Source organism: Chryseobacterium oleae, assembly GCF_900115055.1.
Classification (GTDB): domain Bacteria; phylum Bacteroidota; class Bacteroidia; order Flavobacteriales; family Weeksellaceae; genus Chryseobacterium; species Chryseobacterium oleae.
Genome location: NZ_FOVD01000002.1, coordinates 83,916 through 102,888 on the forward strand (window position 1 = coordinate 83,916; position 18,973 = coordinate 102,888).

Consider the following 18,973-nt stretch of genomic DNA (forward strand, 5'->3'; position numbering starts at 1 on the left):
CTATATTAAATTTAATTAATATATAAAAACCGCCTGGAAATTTCCGGGCGGTTTTGCTATAGGTTGAATAGGGTAATAAGCTCGTTATACAGTTGGTTTAAATATTCTGTATCTGGTGAGCAGTTGCCATTATCAATTTCTAAATACTGATCTTTTTGTAAGGCGTATACCAATATTCCACCTCCGTCCATACACATTGATTCGACTTTATAATCAGTTTTTTGCCAAAAATTATTTTTCGTTATTAATGTTGAAAATTTGTGAAATTGGTCATTGGTTAACCTCTCTTCTTTTAAAGTTTCAATTCGTGGTTCCTGATATTCTCCAGTTTTTTGGTTATAACCACTTTTGTAGATTTTTTTCTTTACGATCGTTTTGATCTTTCCCTTTTTTTCAATCCGGATAAGATAATCTTCCTTGAATGCAGACCACTTAAAAAACTGATAAATTTCTTCATCATTTTTAAGTTTCGAGCTATTCATGCACTTTAATGGTTTTTCTTTTAGATCGTTTAAGAAATATTGGCAGATAGCTTCGTCGGTATTCTGAGAATATAGATTAGAAACTCCAAATATCAATATTAAAAGTGAAAGAAGTTGTTTCATAAGCTATATTTCACTTTTCGAAATCCATTTCCCCACAGTAGGCGCCTCATAATTCCTCATTTTCTCCAAAATCTCATCAATGTTTTCACTTATTAAAAGCATATCACGATTCACCAGCTTTAAAAATCCTTTATCCACCATCGTCTGAACCAGTTTTATCAGATCATCATAAAACCCGTCAATATTCAAAATTCCGATCGGTTTTTTATGAAGTCCAAGCTGCGCCCAGGTGATCATTTCAAAAAACTCTTCCAGGGTGCCATAGCCACCGGGAAGGACGATCACACCTTCGCATAGGTCATTCATCTTCGTTTTTCTTTCGTGCATGGTTTCTACGATAATCAGCTCGGTTAGGTTTTTATGGGCAATTTCTTTGGATTGCAGGAAGTGGGGGAGAATTCCCGTGACTTTTCCTCCTGCGTTTAAAGTTCCGTCTGCGACAGCTCCCATCAGGCCTGTGTCTGCACCGCCATAAATCAATTGAATCTGCTGTTTAGCCAGTGTTTCACCAAGCAGGAAAGCCTGTTCTCTATAAATATCATCTGTGCCGAAACTTGAGCCGCAGAATACTGTTATACTTTTCATTATTTTAAATCTTGTTACATAATTTTTAAACCGTTAAGATCAATGACGTTATTAAGGAAAGGTAAGTAAAATATCAAAGATATTTTTAAGTTGTACATTCTAAAGCGAAGCTAAATCTTAATATTCTTATAAGCTTAATAAATCTTAATGGTTTAAACTAAAAATATCCAAAATCATACGACTTTGGATATTCAATATAGCAATTTTATCTTCTTATTTTAAAGGAATATTTGCTAAAATATCCTTGGTGAAACTCCAGAATTTCTGAGCAGAAGGAATATTCGCTTTTTCATCCGGAGAGTGTGCTCCTCTGATTGTAGGTCCAAAGCTTACCATTTCCATTTCAGGATAATTGGCTCCGATGATTCCACATTCCAGTCCTGCATGACAAGCAACTACGTGAGGTTTTTCGCCAAACTTTTCGGTGTAGATTTTCTCCATCAGCTGTACAATCTCAGACCCCGGTTTTGGTTTCCATCCTGGATAAGAACCACTGAATTCAACGTTCATTCCTGCTAATTCTGCCACAGATTTTAACTGTTCTGCCACAGAATATTTGGATGAATCTACCGATGATCTGGTAAGGTTTAAAATTTTAAGTTCACCTCCTTTTAATTCAACTCTCGCAACATTGTTGGAGGCTTCTACAAGATCTTTTACGTCCGGACTCATTCTGTAAACGCCATTGTGAAGAGATTTTAAAGTAAGAATGATCTTTTTTGAATCTTCCTCAGAGATAGCCAGGTCAGACGTTGTAGAGTTTTCAATATTGATATGAAGACCAGGTTCTACGGTAGCAAATTCTTCTAAGATATCTTTTTTAAGAGCGGTTGCCGCTTCAATGAATTCATGAGCATTTCTCACAGAAATAAGCGCTGCCCCTTCTCTTGGAATGGCATTTCTCAATCCACCGCCATCTATAGAGATCAGTTGGATATTTTGATTGACTAAGCCGGTGTAAAGAAGTCTTCCCAAAATAATATTGGAGTTTCCGAAACCTTTGTGGATATCCATTCCTGAATGTCCTCCCTGAAGGCCTTTCACTTCAAGTCTTACAATCTGTCCTTTTGCAGCTTCTGTTCCGTAGTTTTGAGTAATCGTTACATCTACACCCCCTGCACAACCGATATCGATCTCATCATCTTCTTCCGTATCAAGGTTCAACAGGATTTCTCCGGTTAATTGCCCTGGCTTCAAGCCTAAAGCACCTGTCATCCCCGTTTCTTCGTCAATGGTAAATAGCGCTTCCAAAGCCGAGTGTGGGATATCTGAACTTTCCAGGATAGACATGATCGTCGCTACTCCTAAACCGTTATCAGCACCTAAAGTGGTTCCTTTTGCTTTTACCCAGTCACCGTCAACTTCCATTTTAATCCCTTCCGTATCGAAGTCAAAATTGGTATCGCTGTTTTTCTGGCATACCATATCCAGATGCGACTGAAGCACGATAGACTTGCGGTTTTCCATACCCGCCGTAGCCGGCTTTCTGATGATCACGTTTCCTACTTCATCTACAGTAGTTTCCAACCCTAAATCTTCACCAAATCCTTTGATGAAAGCAATCACTCTTTCTTCTTTTTTAGACGGTCTTGGAACTGCATTTAATTTGGAGAAATTTTTCCAGATAATTTGCGGTTCTATATTAGATAATTCCATGAAATTTTATTTTTATCAAAATTACAAAATAAAAAATGCTTCCGTGAATCCGAAAGCATTTTTTATAAGGAGTACAGGGGTAAATTTATTTTTTAGCCCTTTCATTTTTCTAGCATCCACATTCGCCATAAATAGGCATGGTTTCTACAGTACCGTCCGGTTTTTCAATCGTTAGTGTACCTTCGAACAGTAAAGCTTCTTCATGCTTTATTTTTTTACCTTTTACAGAGATCTTGTAGTTGTCGCTCTCAATTTCTTTGGTCAGTTCCTCATCCACTTCCATGTCGCTGGAGGAAATAAGATTCATTGCCAGTCTTTGACCATCCAGTTTCATATAGGCTGTTTTTCCGGCATCGTCGGCATAGATATACTTTTCGGCCTCAAAGTCAGCTTTGTTTCTTGCGAAATAGCATGAGCATTCTTTGATCTCTTTCGGAAAAGGGATAATGTCTACCTGGACCTTTCCTGATGCGGTATTTGTTTTAGCAGAATCCTTAACAATGTTCAAAGAATCTGTTGAAGCACTATCCTTAACGGTTTCTTTATCTTTTTTACAGGCGGTCAAAAGGAGCGCTGAAAAGAAAATGATTAGATATTTCATTGTCTGTGGGGTTTTATTGTTTTAGCCTCTTGCTCTTTCCAGAAGAACCATCATCAGTAATGACAGGATCACTAAACTTTCGTCTTCGTCATCAATATCAATCACTCTGTCAAGCTGGAATCTTCTTCCAAAAAATGAAGGCATTTTTTTTAGTTTAAAATATTCTTTTCCGTCTATGCCTCTTACCGTATAAGCCGGGTTAAGAAAGTATCCTGTAAACATTCCTATGATTGGAATCTCGCTTACCATTCCGTCAAAGAATTTTGTCCATCCATTATCCTCTGTAACGATGAATTTAGGCTGATCGTTTGAATCCAGAATGTCATAGGTAGATTTCCAGAGAGAACGCATTCCTTTTCTGGCCAGTCTTCCGTAGTTTTTGTTGTCGGTAAGATCATTTAAAGAATAAGACGCATTGAAATCAATCCATTGGTTGGCTTTGATTCTGAAAAGCTCCTTAGTTTTGCTCTCGTCATTGAAAACGATCACATCTTCCTTCAGTTTGAACATTTTCTGACGTACATACGCTACATAATTTCCGTTTTTGTCAGTAATATTGAAGTCACTCGAGAGAGTTGAGATCTTAAATTTGAAATCCAGAGGATAATTTAGATTCTTAAGTACCATTTAGTCTATTTTTTTCATATTAGATCCCAAAGATAGAGGTTTTTTTAGAATGTTAGGGGAGATTTTGGACATGAGATTTCAGACACTAGACATAAGACTTTAGGTTAGGGTTGAGATTTTGGTGGGAAAATGTGAATGGTCAATTTTGCTTCGCAAGTGAATGGTGAATGCTGGATTCAGGAACCATAGATCAAGATGCTAGATTTGAGACATGTTCCGGGATACGAGTTTTGGGATTCTAACCAGCAACTGTCAACCAGCAACTTTTAAACCCTGAAACCCTCCGACTCTCCAACTCACAAACACCCTCAACTCTCAACAATATTCCTTATTTTTGTCCTATGGATTACCCTAGTAAAGTTTTAGCAAAAGCCGTAGACGAAATTTCGGGGCTGCCTGGAATCGGGAGAAAAACAGCTTTGAGATTAGCGTTACATCTGTTAAAACAACCCAGTTCCAGAGCGGTAAGTCTTGGAAACTCATTAATCAACCTTGTCAACGAAATAAAATACTGTAAAGAATGTCACAATTTTTCAGATTTTGAAGTATGTGAGATTTGCAGCAATGAAAAAAGGAACAGCGAAGTGATCTGCATCGTTGAAGATGTGCGTGATGTGATTGCCATTGAAAATACAGGAAAATTTACAGGAAAATACCTGATCTTAGGTGGGAAAATATCACCGATGGAAGGGGTAGGACCGAATCAGCTGAATATTCCAAGCATTGAAAGAAAAGTAAGCGAAGGCGGAGTGAGGGAATTTATTTTCGCATTAAGTGCTACAATGGAAGGCGATACCACAGCGTATTATATTTACAAGAAATTTAAGAACTCCAATGTTAATTTTTCAAGTATTGCGAGAGGAATTTCGGTGGGAGATGAATTGGAATATGCAGATGAGGTATCTTTGGGGAGATCTATTATGAACAGATTACCCTACAACGAAAAGGATTAAATATGAAGCTGTCGATAATTATTGTCAATTATAATGTCACCAGGCTGTTGAGAAACTGCCTTTTGTCTATTCAGAAATATACGGAAGGAGAGGACTATGAAGTGATCGTTATAGATAATGCGTCTACCGATGCTTCCTGGGGCGATCTTATCCCGGAATTTCCTAAAGTACGTTTTATATCTTCAGAACATAATGACGGTTTCGCAATTGCCAACAATAAAGCGATCCATACCGCAGCGGGAGAATATGTTTTGCTCCTGAATCCTGATACTGAACTGGAAGGCTATTACATGAAAGATCTTCTGGATTTTGCTGATTCTAAAGCAGATTTCGGATGTCTTGGTGTAAGGATGCATGATGCGGAAGGTATTTTTCTTCCTGAAAGCAAGCGTTCTGTACCGGATATGTTCAATTCCTTTGAGAAACTGTTCACGAATTTTAAAAGAAGCAATTCAAAATCTTATTACAGAAGTGATATTGAGGAAGATGGCGTTGCAGAAGTAGATGTCGTGACCGGAGCATTTTTACTGGTCAAAAAAGACATTTACGAAAAGATAGGAGGATTGGATGAAGCGTATTTTATGTACGGGGAAGATATCGATCTGTGCTATACACTGTTGAGAAACGGGTACAAAAATTATTACTACGGAAAAGCTTCTCTTCTTCATCATAAAGGGGAGAGTACCATTAAAGATGAAGTGTATCTTAACCGGTTTTATGGGGCGATGCAGATCTTTATTGATAAATACTACAGGGAATCCAAACCGATGCAGTATTCGTTCTTAAAAGCGGGGCTGAAGCTTCGGCATAAGATTGAGAAAATCAAGCTAAAATAAAAAAGCAGTTCAAATTGAACTGCTTTTGTTGTATATAAGATAGGTCTGTTATTATTTAGCCGGAGCTGCAGGGGTCTGAGCCGGTGTAGTAGTTGTAGCTGCCGGAGCTGTTTGCTTAGCCGGAGCTTCTTTCTTAATAGGCTGCTGCTGTGCAGGAGCTGCTGTTGTAGGCTTCCCTGTGATCACAACGCTTATAAGAATAAGAACGATGATTACTGCGCCCAGAGTCCATGTTGCTTTTTCCATGAAATCATTGGTTCTCTGTACTCCAAACTGTGCAGGTGATGCACCTCCGAAAGTACTGGAAAGACCTCCTCCTTTAGGATTTTGAGCCATAACGATGATTACCAATAAGATGCTGGCGATCATAACAAGAACCATCAATAGTGTAAATATAGTATCCATTAATTCTGATATCTTTTTGAATGGGCAAATTTAATCTTTTTTTACCGAATGACAAAGAAGATCGCGGTAAATGTTAGTAAAAATAAAAACGGCAGCGTCAGCTGCCGTTTTTTCTATAATAAAAAGACTGTTCTTATTTAAAATCGGAATCTTTAGCCTGATTCACCTCGCGGGATTTTACCGCCAGGTTGATATCCATTCCACCCATATTCTGGATGATCGTGAATGGAAACTTTACCCCTGAAACCTCTTTGTAATCTGCAAAGCTTGTAGGGATAGAACCTCCTTCGCTGGATTTTGTTTCACCCGTTTTAAGTCCTGTTTTTACACTGTAATAATAGGTGTCTTTTGGTCCTTTCACTACGTAAGAATCTTCGTTGTTATACTTTTCGATTCCTGTTACCTTGTAATCTGCAGATTTAGCAAAAGCAAGTTCCGGGAACAATTCCGGATCAGCCATATCAGCCTTCTGCTTATCAGTTAAAGGCATTTTTTTGCCTTGACCTTCAATATACCCCTCTTTACCGTCAAAAACGATCTTTTGTACCGTGTTGCCCATCATTTTCATATCCATCAGCATTTTTCCGCCTTTGGCCTGAACCAGTTTCATATTCATTTCCATTCCCTGAACCTTTGTAGAAGCATCAGTAGTAATGGAAGTGATTTTCTGAACTGCTGCCAAACCTCCGATAGCATTGATGTATTTATCAGCAACAGATGCCGTAGTTACAGCTGCGTCTACTTTCTGTGCAGCAGCTTTAGCTACAGGATTAGCCTGTTTGTCGAAATATTTTACAGGATATCCTAATTTCTCAAGTCCTTCAGAAATATCAGATGCTTTACCGGCGATGAAAATTCTGCTCTGGTTAGGAAGAATATTCGCTTTTACTGCATTGGAAATATCTGCAGCAGTTACTTTATCTATTGACTTTAAATAGTTCGTATAGAAATCAGAAGGAAGATCCTGAACCTTTTGGTTTAAAGCAAATTTTGCAATCGTTTCAGGCTTCTCTAATGACATGATGAAAGAGCCTTTCAATTTAGCCTTAGCATTTGCCAGTTCTTCAGGCTTTACGGTAGAAATCGCATTAAGTTCATTCATGAATTCCTTAACGGCTTTATCAGTAACTTCATTTCTTACGCTGGCATCAGCTGAGAATTCAGAAGAATACTTATCAGCACTCATACTGGAATAAGCTCCGTAAGTGAATCCGTTTTTCTCACGAAGGTTCATGAAAAGTCTCGCTTCACCACCACCCCCTAAGATGTAGTTGGCCATAGTAGCTGCGAAATAATTCGGATCCTTCATTTTAAGATTGTTCAGGTTGCTTACAGAAACTACAGACTGTACCGCTGAAGGAACATCCACCACATTGATCTCTGTCTTAGCAACATTAGCTGCCGCCTCTAGAGGAACGATAGGCGTGTTAGCCTTTTTCCATCCGCCGAATGCTTTTTCCACCAAAGGTTTGATCTGGTCAAATTTCACATCTCCTACAATCACTAAATAAGCATTGTCCGGAGCGTAATATTTTTTATAAACGTTTTGTACGTCAGCAAGCTGGATTTTGTTGATAGATTCTTCAGTTTCAAACTCACCTCTTGCTGTATTTTTACCATACATCAAAGCGTTGGAAACTTTTGAAGCGATCGCTGAAGCATTTTTCTCTCCGGATTTCAGACCTTCTAAAGCTCTTTCTTTTGAACTTTGAATTTCTTCAGCTGAGAATTTAGGATTAATGATCGCATCTGCCATTAAACTTAATACCTCAGGGAAGTATTTGGAAAGAGAATTCGAAGCGGCACCATTGGAAGAAAAGTTCAGGTTAGCGCCTAGATAATCTACTTTTTTGTTGAAATCGTCTTTGCTTAAATTAGTCGTTCCGTTTTCGAACTGTTCAGCCATGATAGAGCTTACTCCGGTTACACTTCCTTCGTTGAACGGAGGTCTGTCCATAGAAAGCGTCGTGTTTACTCTTGGTAGTTTGTTGTTTTCCACAACCATTACCGTAAGACCGTTGCTCAGTTGGAAAGTTTTTGGTTTTGCAATGTTGATCGCAGGAGTAGGTCCCGGTTTCGGCATTGCGTTAAGATCAATTTTTTGTGCTGAAATCGTTCCTGCGAAAAAAAACGCTGCAGCTATATATGTTAATTGCTTTTTCATTTGTAAAAATTTAATTTTTAATAATCATTTTTTAAACCTTAAAGTTTTCAATGATTACTTTTTTTCAGGAACGTAATTAATGATTACTCTTTGATTGGAATTCAAATATTTCTTAGCAGCGTTCTGCAGATCCTGTCTGGTGATCGATCTGTAGATGTCGATTTCCTTATTGATCAGATTGGTATTTCCCATTAATACGTGGTTCGTTGCCAATGAAGCTGCAATTCCCTGAATACTTGAATTGGCATTCACAAACTGATTCTCATACTGGTTCTGAAGTTTCTGATAATCTTCCTCAGAGATCAGACCTGTCTGCAGTTTTTTGATTTCAGCGTCAATGTCAGCCTGTAAAGTCTGTTTTGTAGTCTGTCCCATCGGGATCGCGAAGAATGCGAAAATACTGTAATCTTCAAGCCCCTGGTTGAAAGCCTGTACAGCAAGTGCTTTTTTATCCTGATCAACTAATTTTTTATATAAAACGGAAGATTTACCGTTGCTCAGATAAGATGAAAGCATATCAAGAACGTAAGCATCTTTTTCTTTGTTAGCCGGAGTTCTGTACGCGAAAATATACGCAGGAAGCTGAATGTTCGGGTCCGTAGCCGTTACTTCTTTTTCCTGAGTGATAGGAGCGTCTTTCGGGAAGTCTTTTGGATAAAGAGTTCCTTTCTGAATGCCTCCGTAATATTCCTGAATCCACTTCTTGGTCTGCTCAGGTTTGATATCTCCTGCAACTACCAATGTAGCGTTGTTCGGAACGTAGTACTTTTTATAGAAAGCCTGGAATTCTTCAAGCTTTGCAGAGTTAAGATCTTCCATAGAACCGATGGTAGGCCAGTTGTACGGGTGATTGGTGAATAAATTTTTCTGAATCGTAGGGAAAAGATTTCCATAAGGCTGGTTGTCCATTCTTAATCTTTTCTCTTCTTTTACAACTTCTCTCTGAGTATCTACTCCCACTTGGTTGATCTCGGCGTGACGCATTCTTTCAGATTCCATCCAAAGGCCAAGCTGCTCGTTATTCGAAGGGAACGTTTCAAAATAATACGTTCTGTCATTCGTGGTGTTAGCGTTATTCTGTCCTCCGTTTGAAGAAACGATTTTGAACCATTCACCTCTTTTGATGTTAGGTGTTCCTTCAAATAAAAGATGTTCGAAGAAGTGGGCAAAACCTGTTCTTCCTTTTACTTCATCCTTCGCACCTACATGGTACATTACCCCTGTAGTGACTACCGGCGCAGAATTATCCTGATGAAGAATTACGTGAAGGCCGTTTGGCAGGTCATACTCTTCGAATTTAATTTGCTGTGCATTCAGTACCATTCCGAAGAAAGATGCTGCTGCTACAGAAAGAAGTCGCTTTTTCATAAAGTAGAAATTGTTTTGTATCAATTAGTAGGATAAATACAGTATTTGTTACATAATTACTCTACTTTTTTTTAATTTTTTGTTTATTTATAAACTCTTTAACTCCTCTATGAGAATTTATTTTACTTTTCTCCCTTTTTCAGATGCAGGCGCAGGAAACTGTTGATCAGGAAAGATTAAAAAAATGCAGGAATGAATTGAATAAAAAGAGCCGCCCGTCCGATGAAGACAGTTACGAAAAACTTTAATGATTAAACCTATTCTGATCCGGCAGAATGCCCATCTTAATCTTTTTACTTTCTATAAATTAAACTCATAATTTGAATTGTCCTTTGAATACATTAATTTTGTGTTCCCAAAATTTTTTTGCAGTATGGATTATCTGAAAGGACTCAATGAATCACAATATGAAGCCGTTACCTCTCTACAGGGACCTTTGATGGTACTTGCAGGAGCTGGTTCCGGAAAAACGCGTGTGCTGACCATGCGTATTGCCCACCTGATCCACAACGGTGTGGACCCTTTCAACATCCTGGCCCTGACGTTTACCAATAAAGCCGCCCGCGAAATGAAAGACCGTATCGCCAAAGTGGTAGGAGACAGCAATGCAAGAAGTTTATGGATGGGAACTTTTCACTCGGTGTTTGCAAGAATCCTGAGAATTGAAGGTCATTACCTGGGTTATCCATCCAATTTTACAATCTATGATATGCAGGATGCTCTGAATGTCATCAGAAAAGTATTGAAAGACATGAATATCGATGCCGATCTTTATAAACCTAAAAAAGTTCAGGCAAGAATTTCAACCTACAAAAACAACCTGATCACCGTAAAAGCTTATTTCAATAATCCTGAATTGATGGAAGCTGATGAAAAAGCAAATATGAAATTCATCGGGCAGATCTACCAGAGATATGTGGATGCATGTTTCAAAAACGGGGCGATGGATTTTGATGATTTGTTGTTGAAAACCAATGAATTACTGACCCGTTTTCCGGAAGTACTGGCCAAATATCAGGACAGATTCAGATACATCATGGTGGATGAGTACCAGGATACCAACCACTCCCAGTACCTTATTGTAAAAGCACTGGCTTCAAAATTTGAAAACATCTGCGTGGTAGGAGATGATGCACAGTCTATTTACTCTTTCCGTGGTGCCAATATTTATAACATCTTAAACTTTAAAAAGGATTATCCTGACGCGATTACAGTTTCTCTGGAGCAAAACTACCGTTCCACCCAGAATATTGTGAATGCAGCCAACGTTGTTATTTCAAAAAACCTTCAGCAGTTCAAGAAGAATGTTTTCAGTGATAACGAAGAAGGGGATAAGATCAAAATATACCGTTCTCTTTCCGATGCCGATGAAGCGAATTTCGTGGCCGGAAATATCTGGGAGCTCAGAAATACAGACCAGAGAAAGTACAGTGATTTTGCGATTTTATACAGAACGAACTCACAGACCAGAGCATTTGAAGATGCACTGAGACGTAAAAATATTCCGTACAAGGTTTACGGTGGACTTTCTTTCTACCAGAGAAAAGAAGTAAAAGACCTTATCGCTTATCTGCGTCTTCTGATCAATGAAAATGATTCGGAAGCCCTGATGAGAATTATCAATTACCCTACAAGAGGAATTGGTGAAACGACCCAGAATAAGCTAATCGTTTTTGCAGATTCCCATAATGTAACCATTTCGCAGGTATTGAGTAATTTACCCATGTATGCACCTCAATTAGGCCTGAACAATGGTGTTTTAACCAAACTGAATGACTTCTGGTCCATGATCAAAGCGTTCCAGGTATTGCTGAAAACCGATACGGCGTATAGCGTTGCAATGGAAGTCGCTAAACGAAGCGGGCTGATCAAGTTTTTAAAAGACGACCAGACTCCAGAAGGGATTTCCCGTGTAGAAAACGTTCAGGAATTGATGAACTCTATGCAGGGATTCATTGAAGAGCAGATCCAGCTTGAAGACGGAGATCCCAGTCTTCCGAATTTCCTTGAGAATATTGCCCTTTCTGCAGATACTCAGGATAAAAATTTAGAGGAAGATATGGTTTCGTTAATGACGATTCACCTGTCGAAAGGTCTGGAATTCCCGGTGGTACACCTTGTGGGGCTTGAAGAAAACCTTTTCCCAAGCTTTATGAGCTCCGCAACCAGAGAAGATCTGGAGGAAGAAAGACGTTTGTTTTATGTAGCATTGACGAGAGCGGAAAAGCAGGTCTTTTTCTCTTATGCAGTTTCCCGTTTCCAATGGGGGAAAATCACAGATGCAGAGCCTTCAAGATTCTTAAGTGAAATTGATGACCAGTATATTGAATTCTTAAACCCGGCTCTGGAAAAGAGATTCATCAATAACACCGGAATCAAGTCCAATATCTTTGATGAACATCCTTCCGAACAGAAAGCATTCAGAAGAGTTGAAAAGAAAACGATTGATAAAGGTGACAATTCAAAACCTGCACCGGAAGTCAGAAAACTAAAACCGGTAAGTACCGCGAAAATTATCAATCCAAGCGGAGCTTCTTCACAGGATATTGAGGTAGGAGATAAAGTGAGACACGACCGTTTCGGAATCGGGGAAGTTTCTTTCCTGGATGGTACGGATCCTCAGAACATCAAAGCCAAAGTGGTTTTCATTCATGAAGGAGAGAAAAACCTTATTCTGAAGTATGCGAAGCTTACGAAAATATAATAATTAATTGTTCAGCGAAAAACTGATGATAATATTTTAAAACGGATTCTATTTAGGGTCCGTTTTTTATTTAAACACAAATCACACGAATGTTTTTCACGAATAACACAAATAGCTTCGTCGGCTTAGTGGCATTTGTGAAAGTATTGGTGTCATTCGTGTTTAAAAAAATGCTTTCAAAAGACCAATATATTTGAGCTTTAATCAGTCGTGTTTAAAATAATAGACTGAAACTATCTTAAATTTTCATAAAATTAAAGTCTATTAATTTTGTAGACTAATGGATTAGCTTTACATTTGCCACTCAAAAAAACATAAACTATAAATTGATGTAAGGGTATGAAAAATAAAACGACTATCGTATCAGCTTCTGTTCTTTTTTTCCTCGGAACGTATGCTTTCGGGCAGGAAAAAGAAAAAGACAGTGTGAAAACCAATAATGTAGAAGAAGTAGTGGTACTGGGCTCAAGAGCCGGTGCCCGATCTAAGATAGACAGCCCGGTTCCTGTGGATGTCTTCAATATAAAAGAATCTTCAGTAGTTCTTCCGCAGTCCAGTATAGGACAGATTTTAAATGCGGTAGCGCCGTCTTTCACCTCTACCATCCAGACGAATTCAGACGGAACGGACCATTTGGATCCTGCTCAGTTGAGAGGATTGGGACCGGATCAGGTATTGGTTCTGGTTAACGGAAAAAGAAGACATACCTCAGCATTGGTGAATGTGAACGGAACTCCGGGAAGAGGAACGGTAGGAACCGATTTGAACTCAATTCCTTCCTTTGCCTTAAACAGAATTGAAGTCCTCCGTGACGGTGCTTCAGCCCAATATGGATCTGATGCGATTGCCGGAGTGATCAACCTTGAACTGAAAAAAGACATCGGAAAATTAACCGGACAGGTAAGCTACGGTGGGAATTTAACGCCAACGGCCAATGACCATACCGGAAATTTCGACGGTCAGAATATTCAGGTTGACCTTAATTACGGAAATAAAATCGGAAATAAAGGAGGTTTCTATAACATCACCTGGTCATCACAGTTCAGAAATCCGACTTCAAGAGCCGGAGCTGAAAGTGGCTCAATCTACAATGCTTACAATGCGATTGAAAGACGTGCACAGAACGATGGTGTGAATTTATCTTCCCTTTTTTCAAATATCAATAATGTTCCGAATTCCCAGCAGCTTGTCAATTACATCCATCAATATGCTCAGGGCGTAAGTTATTTTTCTCAGGATCTGCAGAACCAGATTCAGGGAGCGAACAGCATCGGAGTTTTACAGGGACTTTTGAAGGGAGATTTTACAGATCAGGAACTGGCGTACAGAGGGCAGGAAAGAAAAGATTTCAATATGCAGGTAGGACAGTCGAAACTGAATAACAATCAGCTTTTTGCTAATATCGAAGTTCCTATTAATGATAACTGGAAAGTATATTCTTTCGGAGGTTATAGCTTCAGACACGGAACTTCAGGAGGATTTTACAGAAAGCCGAACCAGAGCCGAACGTTTACAGGGCTGTATTCAGACGGTTATTTACCACAGATCGGAACTGATATTCAGGACCTGTCGCTTTCCGCAGGAATCAAAGGAAACTGGGATGGCTGGAATATTGATTTAAGCAATACATTTGGGCAGAATTCATTCAGTTATAATATTCAGAACACAGGAAATACATCTTTACGTTTTGCATCCCCGAAAGAATTTGATGCCGGAGGTTTAAGATTTTCCCAGAATACCATCAATTTAGATTTCTCTAAAAAATATGATGTCTGGAGTGGAATCAATGTCGCTTTTGGAGCAGAACACCGTTACGAAAATTTTAAAATAACACAGGGTGATGAAGCTTCCTACACGACTTATGATGCCGCAGGAAATGTGTGGAATAATACAAGCCCGAGAGCAACGGATTTCTTTGGAAATGCACTTCCGGGAGGATCACAGGTTTTCGGAGGATTTAAGCCGGTGAATGCGATCGATAAAAACAGACAGGCAGTAGCAGCTTACGCAGATGTTGAATTTAATTTCACCAACTGGTTATTAGTGGATGCCGCAGCGAGATATGAAAATTATTCAGATTTTGGATCTACCTTTAATTATAAATTAGCGTCAAGAATCAAAGTCGCTCCCAATTTTAATGTGAGATTGGCCGGTTCTACCGGATTCAGAGCGCCTTCTATCCACCAGATCTATTATAATGTGACGTCCACTTTGTTTACGAACAGCCAGCTTCTGGAAGTGGGTACATTCAGTAATGATTCACAAATTGCAGGACTGCTGGAAATGCCAAAACTTAAGCAGGAAACGTCTAAATCTGCCAGCGTAGGATTTACGTACAGAATTCCTTCTGCAAGTCTGACCTTTACCGCAGATGGATATTTTACCAGAATCAACAACAGAATTATCCTTACCGATCAGTTCTTAAGAGCTGATGTACCTGCCGCTGCACAGGCCGCTTTTGATGCACAGGGAGTTAATGGAGCTCAGTTCTTCACGAATGCCATTGATACGGAAACCAGAGGAGTGGACGTAGTGATTTCTCATAATGCAAGATTTTCAGGCATTAAACTGGACAATAATTTTGCGATTAATATAAGTGAGACCAGAAAAGTAGGGGATACGCACTCTTCAGGACTTTTGCAGTCTCCGAATCTTGAAAAAATCTATTTTTCAGAGAAATCAAGAGTGTATCTGGAAGAAGCGGTTCCAAGGGTAAAAGCAAGTTTATCCCACACGCTTTCATGGAAAAATGCAAGTGTGTATCTTAGAAATACCTATTTCGGAAAAGTAACGGGGGCAGATGTGATTGATGCCAACGGTGACGGAATTATCGGATTCAATGAACACCAGCAGATCGGAGACAAGATCATTACCGATCTTTCACTGGCGTATCAGTTTACAAAAAATGTAGGACTTACGATAGGGGTTAATAATCTCTTTGATATTTATCCTGATAAAAACCTTCCGGCATCTACCAATAATGACCAGTTCGTTTATTCGCGTTCTACATCCCAGTTTGGGCAGAATGGAAGATATGTATTCTCACGACTTAATTTTAATTTTTAAATCATAGTCCGTTTAAAAATCATATTTTCTGATTGGAAAGACGCAAAGACGCAAGATATTTTAAATGCATAACGTTTTAAGGCGCAAGGATTTTATCTCCGATAAAATTGAATACTGCTAAAGTCTATACATTAGATCTTGCTGAAAATCTTTGATTTTCTTGCGCCTTAATCACAACAGCACCGTAAAACCTTTGCGCCTTTGCGATTACCAAAAAGACGGTTTAAAGTGCAAAGATGTAAAGATATTTGAAGATATTTTTCTACAAAGAAGTTTCAATAAAAATTCCATATCAAAAAGCGGATTCAAAAATTTGAATCCGCTTTTATTTTTAATCTATTTCCATGTTTTCAGCTCATAAGCGCCTTCCCAGAAATGGAATTCCATTCTCGTGGACATGATAAAAGCTTCGGTCATTTTCTCTCTTGTTTCCTCCGTACTGTTCTCAGCCAGTCGGTCACAAATCGCAATAGCCTGATCTACAGCAACAGAAAATTCCTCGCCTCCATACGTGTCAATCCACTTTTGATAAGGGTTGTTGATCGTGTTTTGATTGCTGTAAATATAATCTCCGACCTCTCTGTAAATCCAGAAGCAGGGAAGGACTGCCGCCACTGCAATTTCTACAGATTCCAATGCTGCGGTACTTCTCAGAAAGTGAATATAATGATGACAGGCAGGTTCCGCTACCCCTTTATCTGTAACTCCAAAATCTACAAAATAAGATTCGTGCAGTGCATTTTCCACCACAATGGCATTTTCAGCAAATCGCATAAACGCAAGTACATCCTGAAGATCCTGAATTTTAGCAGCAATCAACGAGAGCGTTCTCCCAAAATGTTCAAGATATAAAGAATCCTGAGCCATATAAAACCTAAATTTCTCCTGCGGTAAGCTGCCGTCTGATAATTCTTTGATAAACGGCATGTCCAGAATAGATTCATAACGTTGTTCTATAGCTTCCCAGGTGTGTTCAGACCATTTCATTTTTGATAAGTTTTTGAGGATTAAAAAAGTGATTAAGCGGGCCGTTTCCATGTCCTGTTTGTACGTCTTTTCCATTGTCTATGGCTTGATAAACGTAGTCTTGTCCCAAAGAAACGGCATCGTATAAAGTTTTACCCTGAGCCAGATAGGAAGCTATGGCGGAAGAAAGCGTGCAGCCTGAGCCGTGGGTATTGTTGGTGTTAAATTTCACCGTCTCGAAAGAATGGAATTTCTCATGTTCATCATAAAATAAAGACGTGATTGTTGAGCTTTCCTGATGTCCGCCTTTCAAAAGAATGCTTCTGCAGCCCAGCTTTTTTATTTCTTTTCCGGCAGTATACAAATCTTCAAGGGTCTCGACTTTCATCTTTGCTAAAATGGCAGCTTCGTCCATATTAGGGGTAATCACGTCAGCGATCGGGAAAAGTTTCTCTGTAATGGCTGCTATCGTATCTTCTTCAATCAGTCGATGACCACTTGTGGCAACCATGACAGGATCAAATACAAGCGGTATTTTTTTATACTTTCCTAAAGTTGAAACAATCGTTTCCACCAGTTGCGGGGTATGAACCATCCCGATTTTTATAGCATCAGGAAAAATATCATCCAGAATAGCTTCGATCTGATCCGCCACAGCTTCTACCGGAATAGGATATATTGTTCTTACACCCTGCGTATTCTGTACCGGTAAAGCCGTTAATACAGATGTCGAGAAACATCCTAAAGCAGAAGCTGTTTTAATATCAGCCTGAATGCCTGCGCCGCCGCTTCCGTCAAATCCGGCGATCGTTAATACCGATGGATAAATGTATTTTTTCATTTTAAGATTTCATTTTTTAATTGATAGGCTGCTTTTTGAGGATCAGGAGCGCTACATATTGCGGAAACTACAGCAAGACAGTCTGCCCCTGCATTCATCACCTCTTTTGCATTTCCTAAATGAATATGACCTATGGCGACTAAAGGTTTTTCAGTAAGCAGTCTGATCGTTTTAATTCCTTCAAGTCCCCATTCTGTTATGGTATCCGTTTTTGTATCCGTTCTGAAAACGGGACTGATTCCGAGATAATCAGAAACAGCTGTTTGCTCATTCTTAAGTTGGGAAAGATATTCAATCGAGTAACCAATGATTTTATGATGGAGAAGAGGCTGTTGTCTTAAATAAACCGGTGAAGCATCGCTGTTTCCCACATGAATACCTGCTGTATTCACCTTTTCTGCAACCTCTATGTTATCGTTAATGATGAGTGGAACTGAATACTTATCGGTTAATTCAATAAGCTGTTGAGCTTTTGCTAGAAAGGAATCTGTACTGCTGTTTTTTTCTCTCAGCTGAATCACATCAACTCCTCCGAGAATAGCCTTCTCGGCCACCTGCAGGAAATTTTTACCAGCACAGTCAGCCTCAGAAATGACCAGATAAAGCTGATAAGGAAAAGAATTTAAACTCATTTCCTTTCTATTTTTAAACGGTTGGAGAATTCCTGTTCAGTGATTGTATACAGCTTGTCGATGAGGTTAACCTGAAGACTTCCGGGACCTTTGCTTTCCTCAGCAGCCAGTTCCCCTGCAATCCCGATGAATGCCATAGCAGCAGCTACAGCCATTGCTTTATCCTGTGTAATTCCTATAAATGCACCGATTAAGGCTGTAGCAGAACATCCCAAACCGGTTACTTTTGTCATAAGCGGATGTCCGTTTTTAATGAAAATTTCCTGTTGGCTGTTCAGAATAATATCAGTCTCACCGGAGATACAGACGATGGTGCCATATTGGTCAACGAGACTGCGGGCAGCATCTATAGCTTCATTACTCTGTGCAGTACTGTCTACTCCTTTGGTAGCGGTGGTATTGGCTTTGGCCAGCGCAATAATTTCAGAAGCATTTCCTCTGATAACGGTAGGTTGATGTTGTAATAATTGATGTAAAACTTCATCCCTAAAAGAAGTGGCTCCGGCACCTACAGGATCTAAAACCCACGGCTTCCCGGTTGAATGGGCTGTTTTAGCCGCCAGGATCATAGATTCCGACCAATATTCATCCAGCGTACCCATATTAATCACCACCGAATGTGCGATGCCGATCATTTCCTGAATTTCAGATTTTGCGTGCGCCATGATAGGAGAGGCTCCTGCAGCCAAAAGGGCATTGGCGGTATTGTTCATCACCACAAAATTGGTGATATTATGAACCAAAGGAGACTGTTGTCTGACAAGCTGTACCTGTTCCCAAAGAATTTTTTCCATGATTATCATTTAAAATAAAAATAGCTTCAGGAAAAAATCCAAAACAAAAAGTACACTGTCAACAGTGTCATTTTGCTTTTCCCTACGTCGGTGTTAGCCGTATCAGGTTCAAAGGGACTCTCTCAATTCTTTTTCAGAATACCCCTAAAGCAAAACAAATGTATAAAAAT

General features: G+C 39.3%; 16 protein-coding genes and 1 riboswitch. Of the genes, 4 read left to right on the forward strand and 12 right to left on the reverse strand.

All coding sequences use genetic code 11. The features are described 5' to 3' along the window. Window positions 1–56 precede the first annotated feature (56 nt). From BM143_RS07535 to BM143_RS07555, 5 genes are all read right to left on the reverse strand, one after another. Complete coding sequence (locus BM143_RS07535; RefSeq protein WP_090023960.1) at window positions 57–605, reverse strand: hypothetical protein; 549 nt, start codon at window positions 603–605, stop codon at window positions 57–59. 3 nt (window positions 606–608) lie between these two features. Continuing rightward, entirely contained in the window at window positions 609–1,190 is a 582-nt protein-coding gene (locus tag BM143_RS07540) for an LOG family protein (RefSeq protein ID WP_090023961.1), read from the reverse strand. Between the two features lie 213 nt (window positions 1,191–1,403). Continuing rightward, window positions 1,404–2,846 (reverse strand): aminoacyl-histidine dipeptidase, encoded by a 1,443-nt coding sequence (locus tag BM143_RS07545; RefSeq protein ID WP_090023962.1) that lies wholly within the window; start codon window positions 2,844–2,846, stop codon window positions 1,404–1,406. A gap of 109 nt (window positions 2,847–2,955) precedes the next feature. Beyond that, window positions 2,956–3,447, reverse strand: coding sequence for a hypothetical protein (locus tag BM143_RS07550; protein WP_090023963.1), 492 nt, complete (start codon window positions 3,445–3,447; stop codon window positions 2,956–2,958). Window positions 3,448–3,468: 21 nt separating this feature from the next. Continuing rightward, the gene (locus BM143_RS07555) at window positions 3,469–4,074 is read right to left on the reverse strand and encodes an LURP-one-related/scramblase family protein (RefSeq protein WP_034728616.1); all 606 of its coding nucleotides are present in this window, start codon (window positions 4,072–4,074) and stop codon (window positions 3,469–3,471) included. Between the two features lie 341 nt (window positions 4,075–4,415). Between BM143_RS07555 and recR the strand changes: the two genes are divergently transcribed. Further along, a complete protein-coding gene (gene recR, locus BM143_RS07560) occupies window positions 4,416–5,027 on the forward strand; it encodes a recombination mediator RecR (RefSeq protein ID WP_072922549.1) in 612 nt (203 codons plus the stop codon). Between the two features lie 2 nt (window positions 5,028–5,029). Then, window positions 5,030–5,863, forward strand: a complete 834-nt coding sequence (locus tag BM143_RS07565; protein WP_090023964.1) for a glycosyltransferase family 2 protein — start codon at window positions 5,030–5,032, stop codon at window positions 5,861–5,863. Window positions 5,864–5,914: 51 nt separating this feature from the next. On the opposite strand, the gene secG is transcribed toward BM143_RS07565, so the two are convergent. From secG to BM143_RS07580, 3 genes are all read right to left on the reverse strand, one after another. Further along, window positions 5,915–6,268, reverse strand: a complete 354-nt coding sequence (gene secG / locus BM143_RS07570) for a preprotein translocase subunit SecG (RefSeq protein WP_090023965.1) — start codon at window positions 6,266–6,268, stop codon at window positions 5,915–5,917. A 133-nt stretch (window positions 6,269–6,401) separates the two neighbouring features. Beyond that, a complete protein-coding gene (locus BM143_RS07575; RefSeq protein WP_090023966.1) occupies window positions 6,402–8,432 on the reverse strand; it encodes a M16 family metallopeptidase in 2,031 nt (676 codons plus the stop codon). A gap of 54 nt (window positions 8,433–8,486) precedes the next feature. Beyond that, a complete protein-coding gene (locus BM143_RS07580) occupies window positions 8,487–9,800 on the reverse strand; it encodes a M16 family metallopeptidase (protein WP_034728606.1) in 1,314 nt (437 codons plus the stop codon). 373 nt (window positions 9,801–10,173) lie between these two features. Here BM143_RS07580 and BM143_RS07585 point away from each other — a divergent pair, with 373 nt between their 5' ends. Beyond that, window positions 10,174–12,504 carry an ATP-dependent helicase gene (locus BM143_RS07585; RefSeq protein ID WP_034728602.1) on the forward strand — a complete coding sequence of 777 codons (2,331 nt, stop codon included), beginning with the start codon at window positions 10,174–10,176 and terminating at the stop codon, window positions 12,502–12,504. 339 nt (window positions 12,505–12,843) lie between these two features. Next, window positions 12,844–15,570: a TonB-dependent receptor plug domain-containing protein gene (locus BM143_RS07590; RefSeq protein ID WP_090023967.1), complete on the forward strand. Its 2,727-nt coding sequence runs from the start codon at window positions 12,844–12,846 to the stop codon at window positions 15,568–15,570. Between the two features lie 336 nt (window positions 15,571–15,906). Here the strand turns inward: BM143_RS07590 and tenA are convergent, their stop codons facing one another. From tenA to thiM, 4 genes are read right to left on the reverse strand one after another with little or no spacing between them, the layout of a single operon-like run. Beyond that, window positions 15,907–16,557, reverse strand: a complete 651-nt coding sequence (gene tenA / locus BM143_RS07595; RefSeq protein ID WP_090023968.1) for a thiaminase II — start codon at window positions 16,555–16,557, stop codon at window positions 15,907–15,909. After that, window positions 16,544–17,377, reverse strand: coding sequence for a bifunctional hydroxymethylpyrimidine kinase/phosphomethylpyrimidine kinase (thiD, locus tag BM143_RS07600; RefSeq protein ID WP_090023969.1), 834 nt, complete (start codon window positions 17,375–17,377; stop codon window positions 16,544–16,546). Before thiD ends, tenA begins: the two co-directional genes overlap by 14 nt. After that, the gene (gene thiE, locus BM143_RS07605; RefSeq protein ID WP_090023970.1) at window positions 17,374–18,009 is read right to left on the reverse strand and encodes a thiamine phosphate synthase; all 636 of its coding nucleotides are present in this window, start codon (window positions 18,007–18,009) and stop codon (window positions 17,374–17,376) included. Before thiE ends, thiD begins: the two co-directional genes overlap by 4 nt. Continuing rightward, window positions 18,006–18,803 (reverse strand): hydroxyethylthiazole kinase, encoded by a 798-nt coding sequence (gene thiM, locus BM143_RS07610; RefSeq protein WP_185116537.1) that lies wholly within the window; start codon window positions 18,801–18,803, stop codon window positions 18,006–18,008. Before thiM ends, thiE begins: the two co-directional genes overlap by 4 nt. Before the next feature lie 62 nt (window positions 18,804–18,865). Then, a riboswitch (TPP riboswitch) is annotated at window positions 18,866–18,959 on the reverse strand. Between the last annotated feature and the right edge of the window lie 14 nt (window positions 18,960–18,973).